This window comes from Streptomyces sp. NPDC102274 (genome assembly GCF_044766385.1).
Classification (GTDB): domain Bacteria; phylum Actinomycetota; class Actinomycetes; order Streptomycetales; family Streptomycetaceae; genus Streptomyces.
Genome location: NZ_JBIWLW010000074.1, coordinates 1 through 15,338 on the forward strand (window position 1 = coordinate 1; position 15,338 = coordinate 15,338).

11 protein-coding genes and 4 pseudogenes are annotated in these 15,338 nt (G+C 67.4%); 7 read left to right on the forward strand and 8 right to left on the reverse strand.

Features of this window, described 5'->3' with window-relative positions; all coding sequences use genetic code 11:
• Positions 1–958: pseudogene (locus tag ACIRQP_RS40955) on the forward strand (IS110 family transposase); the annotation flags it as partial.
• On the opposite strand, the gene ACIRQP_RS40960 reads toward ACIRQP_RS40955, so the two are convergent.
• Both ACIRQP_RS40960 and ACIRQP_RS40965 read right to left on the reverse strand, forming a co-directional pair.
• Complete coding sequence (locus tag ACIRQP_RS40960; protein WP_403900364.1) at positions 951–1,439, reverse strand: hypothetical protein; 489 nt, start codon at positions 1,437–1,439, stop codon at positions 951–953. The pseudogene ACIRQP_RS40955 and the gene ACIRQP_RS40960 overlap by 8 nt on opposite strands.
• Positions 1,439–1,858, reverse strand: coding sequence for a pyridoxamine 5'-phosphate oxidase family protein (locus ACIRQP_RS40965; RefSeq protein WP_403900366.1), 420 nt, complete (start codon positions 1,856–1,858; stop codon positions 1,439–1,441). Before ACIRQP_RS40965 ends, ACIRQP_RS40960 begins: the two co-directional genes overlap by 1 nt.
• A 301-nt stretch (positions 1,859–2,159) precedes the next feature.
• On the opposite strand from ACIRQP_RS40965, the gene ACIRQP_RS40970 reads away from it, so the two are divergent.
• The 5 genes and pseudogenes from ACIRQP_RS40970 to ACIRQP_RS40990 form a co-directional block, all read left to right on the forward strand.
• A complete protein-coding gene (locus tag ACIRQP_RS40970) occupies positions 2,160–2,723 on the forward strand; it encodes a transposase (protein ID WP_403900368.1) in 564 nt (187 codons plus the stop codon).
• Positions 2,724–2,831: 108 nt separating this feature from the next.
• Complete coding sequence (locus ACIRQP_RS40975) at positions 2,832–3,362, forward strand: transposase (protein ID WP_403900370.1); 531 nt, start codon at positions 2,832–2,834, stop codon at positions 3,360–3,362.
• A gap of 22 nt (positions 3,363–3,384) precedes the next feature.
• Positions 3,385–3,540, forward strand: a pseudogene (locus tag ACIRQP_RS40980) (transposase); the annotation flags it as partial.
• 78 nt (positions 3,541–3,618) lie between these two features.
• Positions 3,619–4,523 (forward strand): annotated as a pseudogene (locus ACIRQP_RS40985) (aldo/keto reductase).
• Positions 4,524–4,919: 396 nt separating this feature from the next.
• Positions 4,920–5,570, forward strand: a pseudogene (locus tag ACIRQP_RS40990) (helix-turn-helix domain-containing protein); the annotation flags it as partial.
• A gap of 379 nt (positions 5,571–5,949) precedes the next feature.
• Here the strand turns inward: ACIRQP_RS40990 and ACIRQP_RS40995 are convergent.
• Both ACIRQP_RS40995 and ACIRQP_RS41000 read right to left on the reverse strand, forming a co-directional pair.
• Positions 5,950–7,242 (reverse strand): LuxR C-terminal-related transcriptional regulator, encoded by a 1,293-nt coding sequence (locus tag ACIRQP_RS40995; protein ID WP_403900372.1) that lies wholly within the window; start codon positions 7,240–7,242, stop codon positions 5,950–5,952.
• A 328-nt stretch (positions 7,243–7,570) separates the two neighbouring features.
• Complete coding sequence (locus tag ACIRQP_RS41000) at positions 7,571–8,017, reverse strand: type II 3-dehydroquinate dehydratase (protein WP_403900374.1); 447 nt, start codon at positions 8,015–8,017, stop codon at positions 7,571–7,573.
• A gap of 1,106 nt (positions 8,018–9,123) precedes the next feature.
• Here ACIRQP_RS41000 and ACIRQP_RS41005 point away from each other — a divergent pair.
• Complete coding sequence (locus ACIRQP_RS41005) at positions 9,124–10,767, forward strand: bifunctional 3-(3-hydroxy-phenyl)propionate/3-hydroxycinnamic acid hydroxylase (protein ID WP_403900376.1); 1,644 nt, start codon at positions 9,124–9,126, stop codon at positions 10,765–10,767.
• Between the two features lie 140 nt (positions 10,768–10,907).
• Here ACIRQP_RS41005 and ACIRQP_RS41010 read toward each other — a convergent pair whose 3' ends face one another.
• From ACIRQP_RS41010 to rifK, 4 genes are read right to left on the reverse strand one after another with little or no spacing between them, the layout of a single operon-like run.
• A complete protein-coding gene (locus ACIRQP_RS41010; protein WP_403900378.1) occupies positions 10,908–11,846 on the reverse strand; it encodes an ROK family protein in 939 nt (312 codons plus the stop codon).
• Between the two features lie 32 nt (positions 11,847–11,878).
• Positions 11,879–12,574 carry an HAD-IA family hydrolase gene (locus ACIRQP_RS41015; RefSeq protein WP_403900380.1) on the reverse strand — a complete coding sequence of 232 codons (696 nt, stop codon included), beginning with the start codon at positions 12,572–12,574 and terminating at the stop codon, positions 11,879–11,881.
• Between the two features lie 60 nt (positions 12,575–12,634).
• On the reverse strand, positions 12,635–13,711 hold the full coding sequence (locus tag ACIRQP_RS41020; protein ID WP_403900382.1) for a Gfo/Idh/MocA family protein: 1,077 nt from the start codon (positions 13,709–13,711) through the stop codon (positions 12,635–12,637).
• Positions 13,708–14,868: a 3-amino-5-hydroxybenzoate synthase gene (gene rifK, locus ACIRQP_RS41025; protein WP_403900384.1), complete on the reverse strand. Its 1,161-nt coding sequence runs from the start codon at positions 14,866–14,868 to the stop codon at positions 13,708–13,710. The genes ACIRQP_RS41020 and rifK overlap by 4 nt, the downstream gene beginning before the upstream one ends.
• Positions 14,869–15,338: the final 470 nt, after the last annotated feature.

Consider the following 15,338-nt stretch of genomic DNA (forward strand, 5'->3'; position numbering starts at 1 on the left):
TGGTCGCCTACCTGCCCGCCTGACCATGCGCCGCATCGCCGACCTTTACCCCGGCGAGGCCAAGACCGACGCCCGTGACGCGTTCATCATCGCCGACGCCACCCCCACCATGCCCCACACCCTGCGCGCTCTGGCCGCCACCGACGAAACCGTCGCCGAGCTGGACATGCTCGCCGGATTCGACGACGACCTCGCCGGTGAAGTCACCCGCACCGCCAACCGGCTGCGCGGCCTGCTCACCCAGATCCACCCCTCGCTGGAACGCGTCCTGGGACCGCGCATCCAGCACCCCGCCGTACTCACCATCCTGGAGCGCTACGGCTCCCCGGCACTGATCCGCAAAGCCGGCCGCCGCCGCCTGATCACCCTGATCCGGCCCGAGGCACCCCGGATGGCCGAGCGCCTGGTCGAGGACATCTTCACCGCCCTCGACGAGCAGACTGTGATCGTCGCGGGCACCGGAGCGGCCACCACCGTCGTGCCCAGCCTCGCCGCCCAACTACGCGCGCACCTGTCCCAACGCGCCACCCTGGAACGGCAGATAGCCGCCTTGCTGGAGGCCCACCCTCTTTCCAAGCTCCTGACGTCGATGCCGGGGATAGGCGTCAGGACCGGCACCCGCATCCTCATCGACGTCGGCGACGCCAGCACCTTCGCCACCTCCGGCCACCTCGCCGCCTACGCCGGCCTTGCCCCGGCCTCTCGCATCTCCGGCTCCTCCATCCGCGGCGAACAACCCTCCCGCCGCGGAAACAAGCAGCTCAAACGGGCCTTCTTCCTCGCCGCGTTCGCCTCCCTCGCCGACCCGGCCTCCCGCACCTACTACGACCGCAAACGCGCCCAAGGCAAGACCCACACCCAGGCGCTCCTCTGCCTCGCCCGACGCCGCATCGATGTCCTGTTCGCCATGCTCCGCGACGGCACCCTCTACGAATCGCGACCCGCAGCCGCTACGTGACCAACTGCTTCGCCAAAAGCACCATCTGATCGGTCCCAGCATCGAACCCGAGCACCGGACAACGGTGGTCACCACCCTCGGAATACATCAGCACCCTCTTCCCCAACCGCTGCCCGATCTCCCTCAGGAAGCGACGGAACATGTCGAGTCGCTCCTGGCCCTGGAGTTCCCGCAGGTCAACATCGAAGTCGACCTCCTCCACCGAATAGAAGCGGAAGATCGCCAGCACCTCGGCAGTCGGCCAGACTCGCAACTCCGGGCACTCAGCGTCAGCCGGGCGGGAAAACACGGCCTCTGCCCGAGGCATCGGGAGCAACGTCTCGCCTTCCGAGTACTGGTACTCCCAGTCACTCGCGCCCACGAGGTCGAGAACCGCCTGCCAGTCCTTCACCGAGGTCCCGGGAACAAACACGTCCGGCAGCGACCCCATCAGTTCCGGGTCGAAGAGGCTCTTGACGTCATCCCACAACAGGTCAGGCATCACGCCATGCTCCCCCAGGTCCCATCACAACGCAGCCCAATATCCTTGACGAACCCCATAGGGGCACCCCCCGGCATGATCCACTCGAACCGTGAACTGCCCAGGTACTTCCGGGCCAGCCGGTCCATTCGGTCATGCGCCTCCTGGCCGTCGACAAAGCGGGCCACCTCGCCACTGATCTGCACTCGGTCGAAGGGATTGGCGGCGTCCGCGTGCGAGAGATAGACGCGGGGGTCGCGGCGCAGGTTTTCCTCCTTCACCCGGCCCACCGAGGTGTTGAACGTCAGCTCACCCTCTCCCTCCAGATCCACCCACATCGGGCTGACCTGCGGCGCTCCGTCGGCGAACACGGTGCCGACATACCAGACGTTGGGGGCTTGCTGCCGGGCGCGGACGGCTTCGTCGAAGGCCGCAGTCATCCCGGGAGGCTACCAACCATGATCGGCGGGACGCCCACACCCAACTGCGGCTCGGCCGCCCGATCGCCGAGGACCTCCGCCCGCCCCTGGGAACGGCCCGCCCAGCGCGGCCGGCTCACCCCGGCCCTGGTCCGCAGAGGATTCAGGAACCTCCGCCCGGCCTTGTCGAGGCTGTCGCGTAACTGCTGCTCGCTGGCCGTCAAGTACGAGTCGACGTTCGGTTCCGGTCTTCTGCGCCGCCTCGGAGTCTTGCTCTGTGGGGCGGAACTTTCTCCCGTGCGACCGTGACCGTGTTCTTGAGATGCCGCAGGACGTGCGGGAGTGTCTGCCGCCCGACCACCTGTGCTGGAAGGTGCTCGACGTTGTTGATCAACTTGATCTGACGGCGTTCGTGCACAGCTACCGCGATGACCGTCAGGGGCGGGCGGCCCATCCTCCACAGACTCTGATCGCGTTGCTTCTGTACTGCTACAGCAAGGGAATCCGGTCTTCTCGCAAGATTGAGCAGGCGTGCTTCGATGACGTGGGCTGCCGGATCATTACCGCGAACCGAAGAGTCGACCATTCCACGCTCGCTCGGTTCATCAGACGTCATCGGGCGGCTTTGAAGCTACTGTTTGTGCAGGTCCTGACGGTGTGCGGTCGCCAACAGGGTCTGGTGAACCTGGCGGCTGTTGCGGTAGACGGCTCTCCCATGGAGGCAAACGCCTCACGCGACTCCAACCAGCGCCTGCAGCGGCTTGAGAGCGTCATCTCGGAATGCGAAGCCGAGATCGACTCGATGGTGGACGCCTCACTGGAACTCACCAGGTCCTGTGAGGCGCTACGGGGAACCAGACGCGGACAGCGACGTGGCGCCGAATGAGTGGCCACGGCTTTCGCGGTTACTCGACCGGCGCAACCGGGCAGTCGTGGCCAGACAGAGGCTGTTCGAGCGGGCTCTTCCCTCGGCTGGGGAGATCCGGCTCCATCGGTGTCTGCCACACCGGGGCAACTTCAGGGCTACAACATCCAGATAGCTTGTGCCCGCCGCCAGCTCCTCCTGGCGATCGAGGTTCAGGACAACCCGTCCGACATGACAGCCCTCGTCCCCATGGTGAACAAGACACAGGTCAACCGCCTTGCCGCCGGGATAGAGCATCCCATCCTGCTCTGGCTCGCCGACAGCGGATACGCCTCTACCTCGGCATTCGAGGCCCTCGCTGATCTCCCACTCCTGGTCTCGGTGACCAGTGAGGCCCACCAGGCAGGCTTCGAAGCGAAACGCGAAGGCCCTCGCGGCGGCCAACACGAGATGGCAGCCCGCCTCGCCACACCTCTGGGCCGGCAGCAGTACCGACAACGAAGTGCCCTGGTGGAGCCCGGATTCGCCCAGCTCTTCCAACGTTTTGGACGCCGGCTCAACTACCGCGGACACGACGGCGTGGACACCGAGATCAAACTCCTCGGGGCGGTCCACAACCTCAGCAAACTCTTCGACCACAAGGCCAGAAGAAGCTCTTGACCACTACCGGACAGCAGTTACGCGACAGCCTCTGTCCTGCCCCGCACGTGCACCCAAACCCACACGGCCAGGCCCCGGCAGACCCCTCGGTTCCAAGAACCGGCGGCCCGCCACCCGCTACGACGTGGGCAAAACCGCCAAAAGACCCGAGACGACACCGAACGTGACCAGACCATAAAACACAAGCTCAGCGCGGCCAACGCCGACGCCGAGGAGCGCGCCACCACTGGCGGCTGAGTGCCTTCTGGACCGGACCATGCCAGAGATAGGTCGCGGTGTCCGGGACGCCGAGGGCGCGCAGCAGGGCATCCAGTTGCCGGACGACCTCAGCCTGCCGCAGAGGCCCGGCAGGCCAGACCCCTGCCAGCCGGTCGCGGACCGTCGTCTCGGGCATTCCGACCCGGCAATCGCCGTATTGCGCCGCGCGGTCGATCTCGACGTCAACCACATCGACACCGCGGCGTTCTACTTCTCCCGGCTGCGTTCCGCCAATGAGCTGATCAACTCGGCGCTGGCGCCTTATGCGGACGACCTCGTCATCGCCACCAAGGTCGGCCCGGCCCGGGACGCCTCCGGCGGATGGGCCGATCCGGCGCGGCCCGACCAACTGCGCGGCCAGGTCGAGGAGAACTTGCGCCAACTCGGCCGCGACCACCTCGACGTGGTGAACCTGCGCGTCATGGGGCAGGACTCCATCAGCGAGCACTTCGGGGCCCTCGCCGAGCTGCGCGAGGCCGCACTCGTCCGCCACCTCGGTACCCCGGCGCCCGCCTGGAGCACCTGGCACAGGCCCAGGCGATCGCACCAGTGGTGTGCGTTCAAAACCGATTCGGTCTCGACGCGCCCAACGGGGAGGTGATGCTCCGTGCGTGCGCGGCACGCGGCATAGCGTTCGTGCCCTTCTTCTCCATCGCCGGAGAAGGGCGCGAGGCCGGCGCCGTCCGGGCCGAGCACGACACGGTCCTCGCTGTCGCCCGCGATCACGGGGTCTCACCGGCACAGGTACGGCTCGCGTGGACCCTGCAGCAGGGCGCCCACGTGCTGGCCATCCCCGGAACGGGCAACCCAGACCACCTCCTTGACAACGTGGCAGCGGGCGCACTCCGACTGGCAGAGGAGGAACTACAGCTTTTCAATTCAATGGGCCGCTCCGCACCCTGATGCCACCTACAGCAACCGTGCTTGGGTAAGTTTGAGAACCCGGCGTGTGATCGAGGAGACAGGCTCCAGTGTCCTGCGACCGGAAACGTTTGCGCGTCAAGAAGCGGCGTCCAGTGCGTGTGATCACAAGGCGGCCGGAAGCCCTTGTAGCGGAGCTACCTGGGCTTTTGGCCAACGCCGCGAGCGCGCGTGCTGGACGCCGCGACGGGGCAAACGTTGCCGGGAGGGGCGCTAGGGCGTGTCTGACAAATCCCTCCTGGCTCACGGCGTCTGGCACGCGCGCTCGCTGCGTTGTCGGGCCCGTCCACGTAGCTCCGCTACGAGGACGACCCTCCGCCTTGCGATCGCACGCACCAGACGCCGTGAGCCCCGCCCTCCGGGCGGACGGCGCTATTTATCAGACACGCCCTAGCCGCCCTCTCCCGGCTGATCCCTCGCGACCGCTGGCGCCAGGCCTTCGCGGTCACCCCCACCACCCTGCTGTGCCGGCATCGTCAACTCATCGTCCGAAAGTGGACATTCGCACAGAGGAACCGTCCCGGCAGACCTTCCACCGCACCCAGCGTCAAACAACTCATCCTGCGCCTGGCCCGGGAGAACCGCACGTGGGGCCACCGCCAGATACAGGGCGAACTCGCCCGCCTCGGCCACCCGATCGGCCCCTCCACCGTGTGGGAAATCCCGCACGCCGCCGGCATCCATCCCGCCCCGCAACGCTCAGGGCCGACCTCGCGCCAGTTCCTCACCGCCCAGGCCCACGGCATCATCGCCGTCGACTTCCTCCACCCCGGCACCGTCTCACTCAAGCGCCTCTACGCCCTGGTCTTCATCGAACACGGCACTCGACGCCTCCACCTCGCCGGCGTCACCGCCCACCCCACCGCCCAGTGGACTGCCCAGCAGGCAAGGAATCTCGCCATGACGGAGTGCCGCATGGACTCGCTGCGCCTCCTCATCCGGGACCGGGACACCAAGTACACCCGCTCCTTCGACGCGGCCTTCGAGGCCGACGAGGTGGAAGTCCTGCTCAGCCCACCCCAGTCACCGCCACCGACCTCCAAGCCCACCGAATCCGACGACATCCCATCATCGGCGGCCTGATCAACGAGTGCCACCAAGCTGCCTGACCGAACGGCATCGCCACAGCTCACGGCACCAAATCGTATTTTCGAGCGGCACACCACCAGCCGCGAAAGACCGCACCGTTCGGCCAGCCGCATCACCGGGACCAGCCCGGCATACGCGATCAGATTCGGGTCATCGGACGCGGCGGAGACCGCCGCCGCCGTATGGGAAACTTGCATATCGGAAGTGCCTTGCTGATTGTGCGTGCTGGAAGCATGAAGAACTCCCATCGTCGCAGGTCCCAGGGCACTTCCTCGTTTCCCTCAGAGTTATCCACAAGCGTCGAGCCGGTGGATCGAGGCTAAAGTATTCCGGATTTCCGTTCGTTCGCAAATAAATTTGACGCTTTTCCTTTCCAGGTGGCGGCCAATTCAACACGCGAGGCGACATTCATTTTCTGATACACCTTTTTCAGATGGAAGGCCACAGTGTGTTGGGAGATGAACAGCTGCCTGCCGACCTCGTTGTTGGTGTGCCCCTGGCTCACGAGCTCGGCGATCGCAAACTCCGCGTCGGTGAGTCCGTGCAGTAAAGGGCCTTCACGTTCCACGGTACGGATCGCACCACGTCGCACCCCGAATTCTCGGAGCTTGTTCACAACGCGAGAAGCATCTCGCGTCGCACCGACCTCGTTGTATGTTTCCAGAACCGATTCGAAGATGCGTATTGTCTTGTCTCTTTCGGGTTTTCGCTTGGCCAGCAAGCTAGCCATGTCTTCCCGCGCAGATGCCGCACACCACCGATCGGGATAGATGCTGGCCGCTTCGTGCAATTTGCCGGAGTCCCTCTCCAACAGTCCAGCGGCATGCAGCGCCGATCCTTGTATCACGCTGAACTTCGGGTGCTTGACCGAAGTGTCGGAGGCCGCCGCCACCGACATCTTCGCCAGGTCGTGGGCGCCCAGCTTGCTGGAGGCGCGGACCAGCCATGAGGCCGCCGCCGGCTCTGACACGAGAAGCTGGCGGAGCACGTGGGGGTTCGTGATAATCCCGGCGATGAGACTCGCCGCGCTCGTCACCCCGCTTCGAGCCTCCATGGCTTGAGCAGTCACCCAGGCCCCGGCCGCCTGCCCGTAGCCGAGTAAGGCTTCGTCTGCCAGTTTGTCCACGAAATGGAAACAGGCTCTCATATCCGCCCGGCGGAGTGCGCCGAGCGCCATCACGACATAACTGGGGGGCCGCATGGACCTGACACCGCACCGCTCGGCAATCCGTAGCCCCACGTCGATCTCGGCAATAGCGTCGTCAATATTGCCCATGGCGAAGAGCAACTCACCCCGGACGGCGTGCGACATGGCGGCCATCCGCTGCGACTCCGGTTCACCCCTTCGTACCTGGGTGGTATCGAGCACCAACCGCCCTGCCTCAAGTTCCCTCGCCTTGATGAGTAACTCGACGTACCAAAATTGAGCCAGCTGGCAGAATTCGTAGGCCTCTTGACATCTCACTGCAGTTGCCGCGACGGCGTACTGCAGTCCCAGGTCCAGTCGTCCGTCGAACCATGACGAAGCGGAACGCCGAAGGAACCAAGCAGTCTCACCCGACCCTTGTATCAGATCGTCGAAGAACCCAGGGAAATTTTGAGGAAATCGCATGTTTGGTTCACCTAACGACGATTGCGGGGGGGGGTGAATGCGTCGTAGGACATGTACCGGAGCCTTCGGCACATAGTGGTGAAGGTGGTGGCGCTCGGCAGGCTGATCGCCGCACTACGGAGGCCCGGACCAGTCCGGATCGGGCAGGCGTCCTCGCGGAAAGTGACATTGCTCACACCGTGCGGCCAATTGTCGATGGTCCCCTGTACCGCTGAGCCACGGCACCGATGCGTTCCGACTTCTGCGTTGCCATGCGATCTATGTACCCACCGGCGAACAACCTCAGTCAGGGGTCCTACCTTTCGCCTGTGCTGCGCAACAACTCAGGCTACGTGGCGTCTTCGGCACACAAATGCAACAACGCCCGGGCCGCCAGGCGATAGCCGAAGGCTCCGAGGCCGACCACCACACCGCTCGCCAGAGGGGCGATGACCGACTCATGCCGGAATTGTTCGCGGGCCCACACGTTGCTGAGGTGCACCTCGACCCAAGGGGGCGAATAGCTTGCCAACGCATCGCGCAGACTCCATCCGGCGATCATCAGAGCGCCGGGATTGACAATCGCGCCGACAGTGGTGCCGCGGTGCTTATGGATCGCACCAACCAGGTCTCCCTCGGCATCACTCTGGATTGAGACGACGTTCCACCGCCGGACACTCACCTCGTCGGCGACCGCCTTTTCGATGTCGGCCAGTGTGTCAGTACCGTATATCTCCGGCTCACGTTGACCGAGAACGCTCAGGTTCGGACCATTCAAGAGAAGCACGACACTCAAGGCATACCTCACCGTTCACCCGACCACCAGCCTCTGGCACATCCATGCTGTCGAGGCCGCTCACGAGGCGCCATCCCCAGGACTGATAGTTGCGCAGCGGCCAGTGAACCGGTCCGCTCCCCGAGAACGAGACGCGCCCGTCGGACCGAGGGTCACCTACGCGATGGCCTCCCAGGTCACGGGCAAGCTGCGCATACGGTTAACGGCCGTCTTGTCGCACGGCGGAACTTCGTCGGCCGGGACCACGGGGCGCGGCCCCGGCGGCCGTCGCGGCAGTCAGGAGCACCAGAGGGCGTCTCCACCCGGGTCGGCCGCCGGCCGGCCGGGGCACTGGTGGGAACCGCGCCCGAGGGGCGTGATGTGCCTGCCGGGGACGGCTCACGTCGAACACGGTGGGCTTGTCGCAGTGGCGCGATTCCCCGTTGGTCCCCGACAGGGACGAGCATGCTCGTGATCGTCCCGTACCCGCCGGCGGCAGCAGGTCCGCCATGCCGACCGCCTCGTCGTCGCAGGCGACCCCGAGCGGTTCTCGGATCACCGGGAACGGAACCGGCAGGGCGAAGTCCCCTACCGGATCGGTGCCGCGCCGAGCATCTCGTCGAGCGTCGCGGTGACGATTTCCAGGATCCGCGGTTGCGGCTGCCGTATCCGCCGAGCCGCGAAACCACCCGATCGGTATCCGGCGGTAGCGGGTGCGCCGGGCATTTCCGTGGCGATGAGATCGCCGGCGCGCGTCCTCTCTTTCCGCAATTGCTCGCAGGGCTCCGGCTTTCCCGAACTGCCCGCCCGGGTCCGGTGGCAGATTCGTGCCCCTCAGGCGCGCTGCCGTTCAGAGAAGTCGACCGACGATCGAAGGCGGGCTTCGTGGTCCCGCACAAGGGCCGAATTCGGCAGGCTAGTACAGGAATGACAGGCCGAACATCCCTCAACCTGATAAGTTTTCCGACCCTTGACACCTTTTGGGCGGCGGAATACTGTTCCACCGATCTCCAGTTGACGGAACTCTGCCCTGCGAACCCACGTACCTGCGAGGATTTCGTCAACGCCGGTTTTCGAAGTGCCCACTGATCCGGCGGCAGCACGCGAGTAGGGTCACGATGCCAACTATGCGACTGCACGATACGTATGCGAACCCGACGGACGCGGACGTCGTCATTGTGGGCAACGGCCCGATCGGTGCCACGCTGTCGGTACTGCTCGCCCAGCGCGGCTGGCGGGTGACCGTACTCGAACGGCGTGCCCGGCCCTACCGGCTTCCGCGTGCGACCAGTTTCGACGGGGAGACCGCCCGGCTCCTGGCCGCCACCGGGATCGGCCCTGATCTGGGCCGGATCACCGAGCCGGCCAACGGTTACCAGTGGCAGACCGCCGCCGGCGCGGCGCTGTTGGACATCGCGTTCACCACGTCCGGTCCCTACGGCTGGCCGGACGCCAACACGATGCACCAGCCGACTCTGGAGGAGTTGATCGCGGCCAGGGTGGCGGCCCTTCCCGGTATCACGGTGCTGCGCGGGCACGAGGTCGTGGGGATCGTCGACGGCGAGCAGCGGGTGGAGGTGGCCGCCACCACTGACGGCGGCGAGACACACAGCCTGTCCGCGCGGTGGGTCGTGGGGTGCGACGGTGCCAACAGCTTTGTGCGCGAGCACCTCGGTATCTCCGTCACAGACCTCGGGTTCTCCTACGAGTGGCTACTCTGCGACGTCGAACTGCGCCGGCCACGCGAGTTCGTCCCCACCAATGTGCAGATCTGTGATCCGGCCAGGCCCACGACCCTGGTGGGCAGCGGCCAGGGGCGCAGGCGCTGGGAGTTCATGCGTCTGCCGGGCGAGAGCACTGCCGAGCTCAACAGGGACGAGACGGCCTGGCGGCTGCTGGCGCCGTTCGGCGTCACCCCCGACACGGCGACCCTGCTGCGCAGCACCACATACATCTTCCAGGCCAGGTGGGCCGACCAGTGGCGAGTGGGCCATGTCCTGCTGGCCGGTGACGCGGCCCATCTCATGCCGCCGTTCGCCGGTCAGGGCATGTGCTCGGGCATCCGGGACGTCGTCAACCTGGCGTGGAAGCTGGATCTGACGCTCCGTGGCCTCACGGCCGAGACCCTGCTGGACACCTACACCGAGGAACGCCGAGCCAAGGTAAGAGAGGCGATCCTGACGTCGGTCCAGCTGGGACGGGTGATCTGCGTGACGGACCCGGTGGCCGCCGCCGAGCGGGATGCCACGGTGCTGGCCAACCGACGGGGCCGGCCGCCGACGCGGCCGGAGCCGGCGAAGCCGCTCTCGGGCGGGCTGCTTTTCCGGCGTTGCGGAGCGGAAGCGACCGAACCGCCCGCGGGTGAGGTCGTACCGCAGGGGCGAGTGGGCCGACAGGGAAGCACTGGGCTGTTCGACGATGTCGTGGGCCGTGGTTTCGTGCTGCTGATCACCGACGAGCCGCACGCCTCTCTCGACGAGGACCGGCTTTCCTTCCTCACCGGTCTGGGCGCCCGCGTGGTGCGGCTGCTCCCCTCCGGGCACGTACCCGACGTGACCGACAGCGGGACCGACGTGATCAGTGTGGTCGACACCGACGACGTCTACCGAGCGTATCTGGCCCGGTTCACGGCGACGGCTCTGCTGGTGCGTCCGGACCATCACGTCTTCGGTGCCGCGGGCAGCCCGGACGGCATCCGGGCGCTGGTGGACGGCCTGCGTCACCAGTTGTACGCGGCGGAGCCGATCACCACGCCGCACCCGGCCGGCTGACGTCGGCGTCCAGCTCCCGCGAGGGCGGTTCGACCGGCTCGGCGGGGCTCTCGGCGGGCTCGGCCGGGAACCCCGTGCCGTCCAGCGTCGCTCGCCGGTGTCACGCCCGTACCTGGTTCAACAGGGACAGCACGGGCTGATCAGGGCGCGATCAACCGGGCCAGCGACACGGCACCGCGCAACGAGGACAGGCCTCCCAACGCTGCCGGCTGTACCGGCAGCGGGAGTTGGCCGGGGCGGGCGAGCTCGGCAAGGTGGTCGGACACCAACCCGGCGAGCCCGGGGATGCCGGTCGCGAACCCGCCGCCGATCAGCACGAGTCGCGGATGGACCAGTTCCTGGACGCCCGCCACCGCTGCGGCTAGTGCCCTGCACGTCTGTTCGACCGCGGCGACGGCCCACAGGTGTCCGTCGCACATCGCCTGCCGCAGTTCCTCGAAGGTGGCCTTCGTTCCCCGCAGCAGAGCGGCGCGGCGCAGGGTGGCCGGTCCGGAGGCGATCGCCTGGAGGCATCCCTGGCGGCCGCATACGCACCGGACTCCGCCCATCTCGACGATCACGTGCCCGATCTCGAAGGAACCGCGGCCGAGCCCGGGGCACGGCACGCCTCGCAGCACGAGACCGCCACCGATGCCGGTGCCCACCCCGAGGTAGAGCAGGTCGTCGCAGTCCGATGCCTGGGCCTCGGCGAGCGCGCCGAGGTCGCCGTCATCCGCCCACGCGACGGCCGCTTCGGGAAACATCGCACGCAGCGACGCCTCCAGGGCGACCCCGGTCCACTCCGGCCGGCTGGGCCACGCGGTGATCCGGCCCGCCGGTCCGACCGTCGCGGGCATCGCGACGCCCACCGCCGCGAAGGGCGTTCCGAGTCTGGCCCGCAACTCGTCCACGTGGCGGGCGAGTTGGGCGAGATCCAGGGCGGCACTGCGCCGCGGTGCCCAGGCGAAAGCAGTCTCGTCGACGCACCCGGTGTCGGTCTCGACCCGGAAGGCCACCTTGGTGCCCCCGATGTCGATGCCCAGGTAGTGAACCTTCGCCGGACAGTCCAGTGCATTCGGTGAGCTGTCGCGTACACGCACGGTCCGCCGCCGATTTCCCGCTCGCCGCGGCCTCAGCGGCCGGGCACCGACGGACACAGGGCGAGGAGGTCCGCCGGACGCCGCAGCACCACGTCGGGTCCTGCGGCAAGCAGCTCCTCCTCCTCGGGTGAGGCCCACAGCGCGGCAGCCGCGGCCACGTCGGCCCCTTGGGCACTGGCCAGGTCGGTCGGCGCGTCGCCGACCATGATGGCCTGCTCGGCGGGCACGTCCAGCAGGCTCAGCGCCTGCAGCACCATGTCCGGCGCGGGCTTGGGCCGGGCGACCTCGTCGGAGCCGATCACATGCTCGAAGAACGGGAGGAGGCCCAGCCCGTCGAGCAGTGCGCGCGCCCTCGGCCCGCTCTTGCCGGTGGCAATCGCGAGCCGCAGGCCACGCACCCGCAGTGTCAGCAGCAGTTCGACCACTCCGTCGAAGACCGTCACCTGGTTCGCGAGACGGTAGCTCTCGCGGACGAACGGCTCCTCCATCTCCAGCGGCAGGCCCATGATCCGCATGATGTCCGGGAAGTAGCGGCCCAGATGGCGCCGGTATTCCTCGAACGGCGCGGGACCGTCGCCGACGACTTCGGCATAGGCGACGGCGAAGGCCTCGCTCATTACCGCGAAGCTGTCGACGATGACCCCGTCCAGGTCGAAGATGACGGCGAGCCTGGCCGGTGCGGACGTGTCGGTCGCGGTGGCTGATTGTCGGACCAACGGGGTCGTCATGGGGCCTCTCCACAGATCAATGGCTCGGTTGGGCCGACGCCCGCCGCCGGGACGCCGGATCTACTGGAACGCGCGCACCGCCCGCTGGGCGCGCACCGAACGGGCCGACGCGTAGAAGCTCTCGATGATGCGCACGATCGTGCGGGCGTCGGCGATGGCTTTGCCACGGTTGTCCGGGGCCGCCAGCATTCCGGCGAGACCGTCCAACTGCCGCCGGTACTCGCAGCCGACCGGCTCGGTCGGCACCGCGAGCCGGGTGTTCGTGCCCTCGCGGGTCAGCGTCAGTACGGGTTCGGGCTGCCGGTTGGGGCTGAAGCCGAACGTGCACCTCAACTCCGCGGTGCCGGAACTGCCCTCCACTCGGATGAGGGAGAGGTCCAGTGCCTCGTGCGATGCCCAACTGGCCTGCAGCGACACGGAGACCCCGTCGTCACGGACCAGGAAGCCACGTGCGGTGTCCTCCACGTCGGCGGCGGCGCCGGCGGGCTGGTCCTGCCGCCAAGCCGCATGCCAGGCACGGTCGTTGACGAAGTCGTCCGACGTCACTCCGATCACCTGGGGGAAGCGGACCGGGCCGAGCAGGAACGCGAGGGCGTCGAGCAGGTGCCACCCGAGGTCGACCAGCACCCCGCCGCCGGCCTTGTCGCGCTGGGTGAACCAGCCGCCGGCCTGCGGTACGCCACGCGCCCGGACCCAGGCCAGGTCGACATGCCGGATGTCGCCCAGGCCCGGCATGATCCGCGCCAACGCCCGGACGTCACCGCGGTGCCGGGCCGCGCTGCCCGCCATCAGCATCCCCCCACCGCGTTCGGCTGCTGCCAGGGTGTCTACCTGGTCCGAGGTCAGGCACACGGGTTTCTCGAGGAAGACCGAGATCCCACTGGCGAGCAGGGCGGCGGCGACGTCGGCGTGCAGGTGGTTGGGCACGGCGACGACGGCGAGGTCGACCGCCTGGGCGGTGAGCGCGTCCACCGTGGAGTGCACGGTGATGTCCGTCCCCTCCTCGAACGCCGCACGCGAAGCCTGGTCCGGGTCGACGACGGCGACCACCTCGAAGTCGGCGTGTTCCCGTAGGAGGGGAAGCCACAGCTCTCGCCCCGCCCACCCGAGCCCGACCACGGCCACCCTGACGCTCATACGCCGGCCACGGTCTCGGCAATGATCTCGGCTGTGGCGTGTATCTGCTGCTCGTCGGCGAGCAGGACCCGGTGGTGCAGCCAGACGCAGTCCTGGCTGATGGCGTCCGTGTTCGGGCAGCGCTCCGCGATCCCCTCGCGGTCCTCGTCGGGTGCGCCGATCTCCCAGAAGGCTTCGGTACGGTAGATCGCGCGGAACGCCGCGAATGCGGGCAGGCCGGCGTCGACGAGCCTGTCGACCAGGGCGTTGCGGTTGTCTTCCCCGATCCCGGGGATGCGGAACATCGCCATGTAGTGCGAGTGGCGGTCGGCGCGCACGTCACCGCCCTGGGGAACGACACCGTCGATCGCCCCGAGCAGCCGGGACAGCAGGGCCGAGCGTTCTTCCCGCACCGCTATCTGCCCGTCCAGGCGGCGCAGTTGTGCCCGCAACACCGACGCCGAGAACTCGTTGAGCCGCATGTTGGATCCGGCGATCCGGTGGAAGTACCGGCGGTCGGTGCGCGGGCGGCCGCAGGTGTGCCGCAGGAACGCCGTCTCGTACATCTCCGTCTCCGGGAACAGCACGGCGCCGCCCTCACCGGCGGTCATCAGCTTGCCGTTCTGGAAGCTGAACGCCGCGACCGAGCCCAGTTCGCCGACACGCTTTCCTTGCCAGCGCGCGCCGTGCGCGTGCGCGGCATCCTGGAGAATCGCGACGCCCGTGTCGGCGGAGATCTTCGCCAGCGCGTCCATGTCGGCCATGAGCCCGGCCATGTGCACAGGCATGATCACCTTGGTTCGCGGTGTGACGGCGGCGGCGGTCGAGGACGGGTCGATGCAGTAGGTGTCCGGGTCGACGTCCACCGGAACCGCGACCGCGCCGAGTCGCTGGGCCGCCTGGGACGAGGAGATGAAGGTGAAGGCCGGCACGATGACCTCGGTGCCCGGTCCGGCACCCATGGACTGGAGGGCGAGCTCCAGCGCGTGCGTGCCGTTGGTGACCGCCAGCGCGTGCGCGGCGCCATGATGTTCAGCGAACTCGCGTTCGAACGAGTTCACCTCGTCGCCGCCCATGCGCCACCACTGGCCCTGGTCCAGTGCACGGATCAGGCCGACCCGCTCAGCGTCGTCGTACTGAGGCCACTGGGGAAACTCCGGTGCCGGTCGTGCGTTCATGTCTCTCCGAATCTCCGGGTGGATCTGATGTGAGGAAAAGATCGAGCGGGACGGCGCGCCGCGGAAGACGGTGCGGCATGACACGCGGTCGGATCAAAGACCCTGACAGACAAGAGGCTTGTTCAAGAGCTGCCGCGTGAACACATCAAGGAGCTCCGCACACCGATCAACCGCGCCGGCGCCGGCCAGGTGAAGCCCCGGCCTCCGATACTCGCCCCATTCACATCCGTGACCATCGCGCCGAGCCCGTTGCTCGAGGAAATTCTCCGTGGAATGTTCGACCGCCGGCGAGCTCGACGACCGGGTCCGATACATCGTGGACGGATCTCCGCTCACCTGCCGGCCCTGAGCCTCTCGCCTCCGGCCCGAATCGGCTACTAGGGCCTGTTGTGAAAGCCTGGTCAGAGCCATTCGTTGATGGCTGCGATCAGCACTGTGGCTTCGTAGCGGACGGCGAGTTTGTCGTACCT

Coding starts and splice junctions, on each gene's coding strand:
- ACIRQP_RS40960 (WP_403900364.1), bottom strand. CDS start 1,439: ATGCCTGACCTGTTGTGGGATGACGTCAAGAGCCTCTTCGACCCGGAA.
- ACIRQP_RS41015 (WP_403900380.1), bottom strand. CDS start 12,574: ATGACGACCCCGTTGGTCCGACAATCAGCCACCGCGACCGACACGTCC.
- ACIRQP_RS41005 (WP_403900376.1), top strand. CDS start 9,124: ATGCGACTGCACGATACGTATGCGAACCCGACGGACGCGGACGTCGTC.
- ACIRQP_RS41020 (WP_403900382.1), bottom strand. CDS start 13,711: ATGAGCGTCAGGGTGGCCGTGGTCGGGCTCGGGTGGGCGGGGCGAGAG.
- ACIRQP_RS40995 (WP_403900372.1), bottom strand. CDS start 7,242: ATGCGATTTCCTCAAAATTTCCCTGGGTTCTTCGACGATCTGATACAA.
- ACIRQP_RS40965 (WP_403900366.1), bottom strand. CDS start 1,858: ATGACTGCGGCCTTCGACGAAGCCGTCCGCGCCCGGCAGCAAGCCCCC.
- ACIRQP_RS40970 (WP_403900368.1), top strand. CDS start 2,160: ATGCCGCAGGACGTGCGGGAGTGTCTGCCGCCCGACCACCTGTGCTGG.
- rifK (WP_403900384.1), bottom strand. CDS start 14,868: ATGAACGCACGACCGGCACCGGAGTTTCCCCAGTGGCCTCAGTACGAC.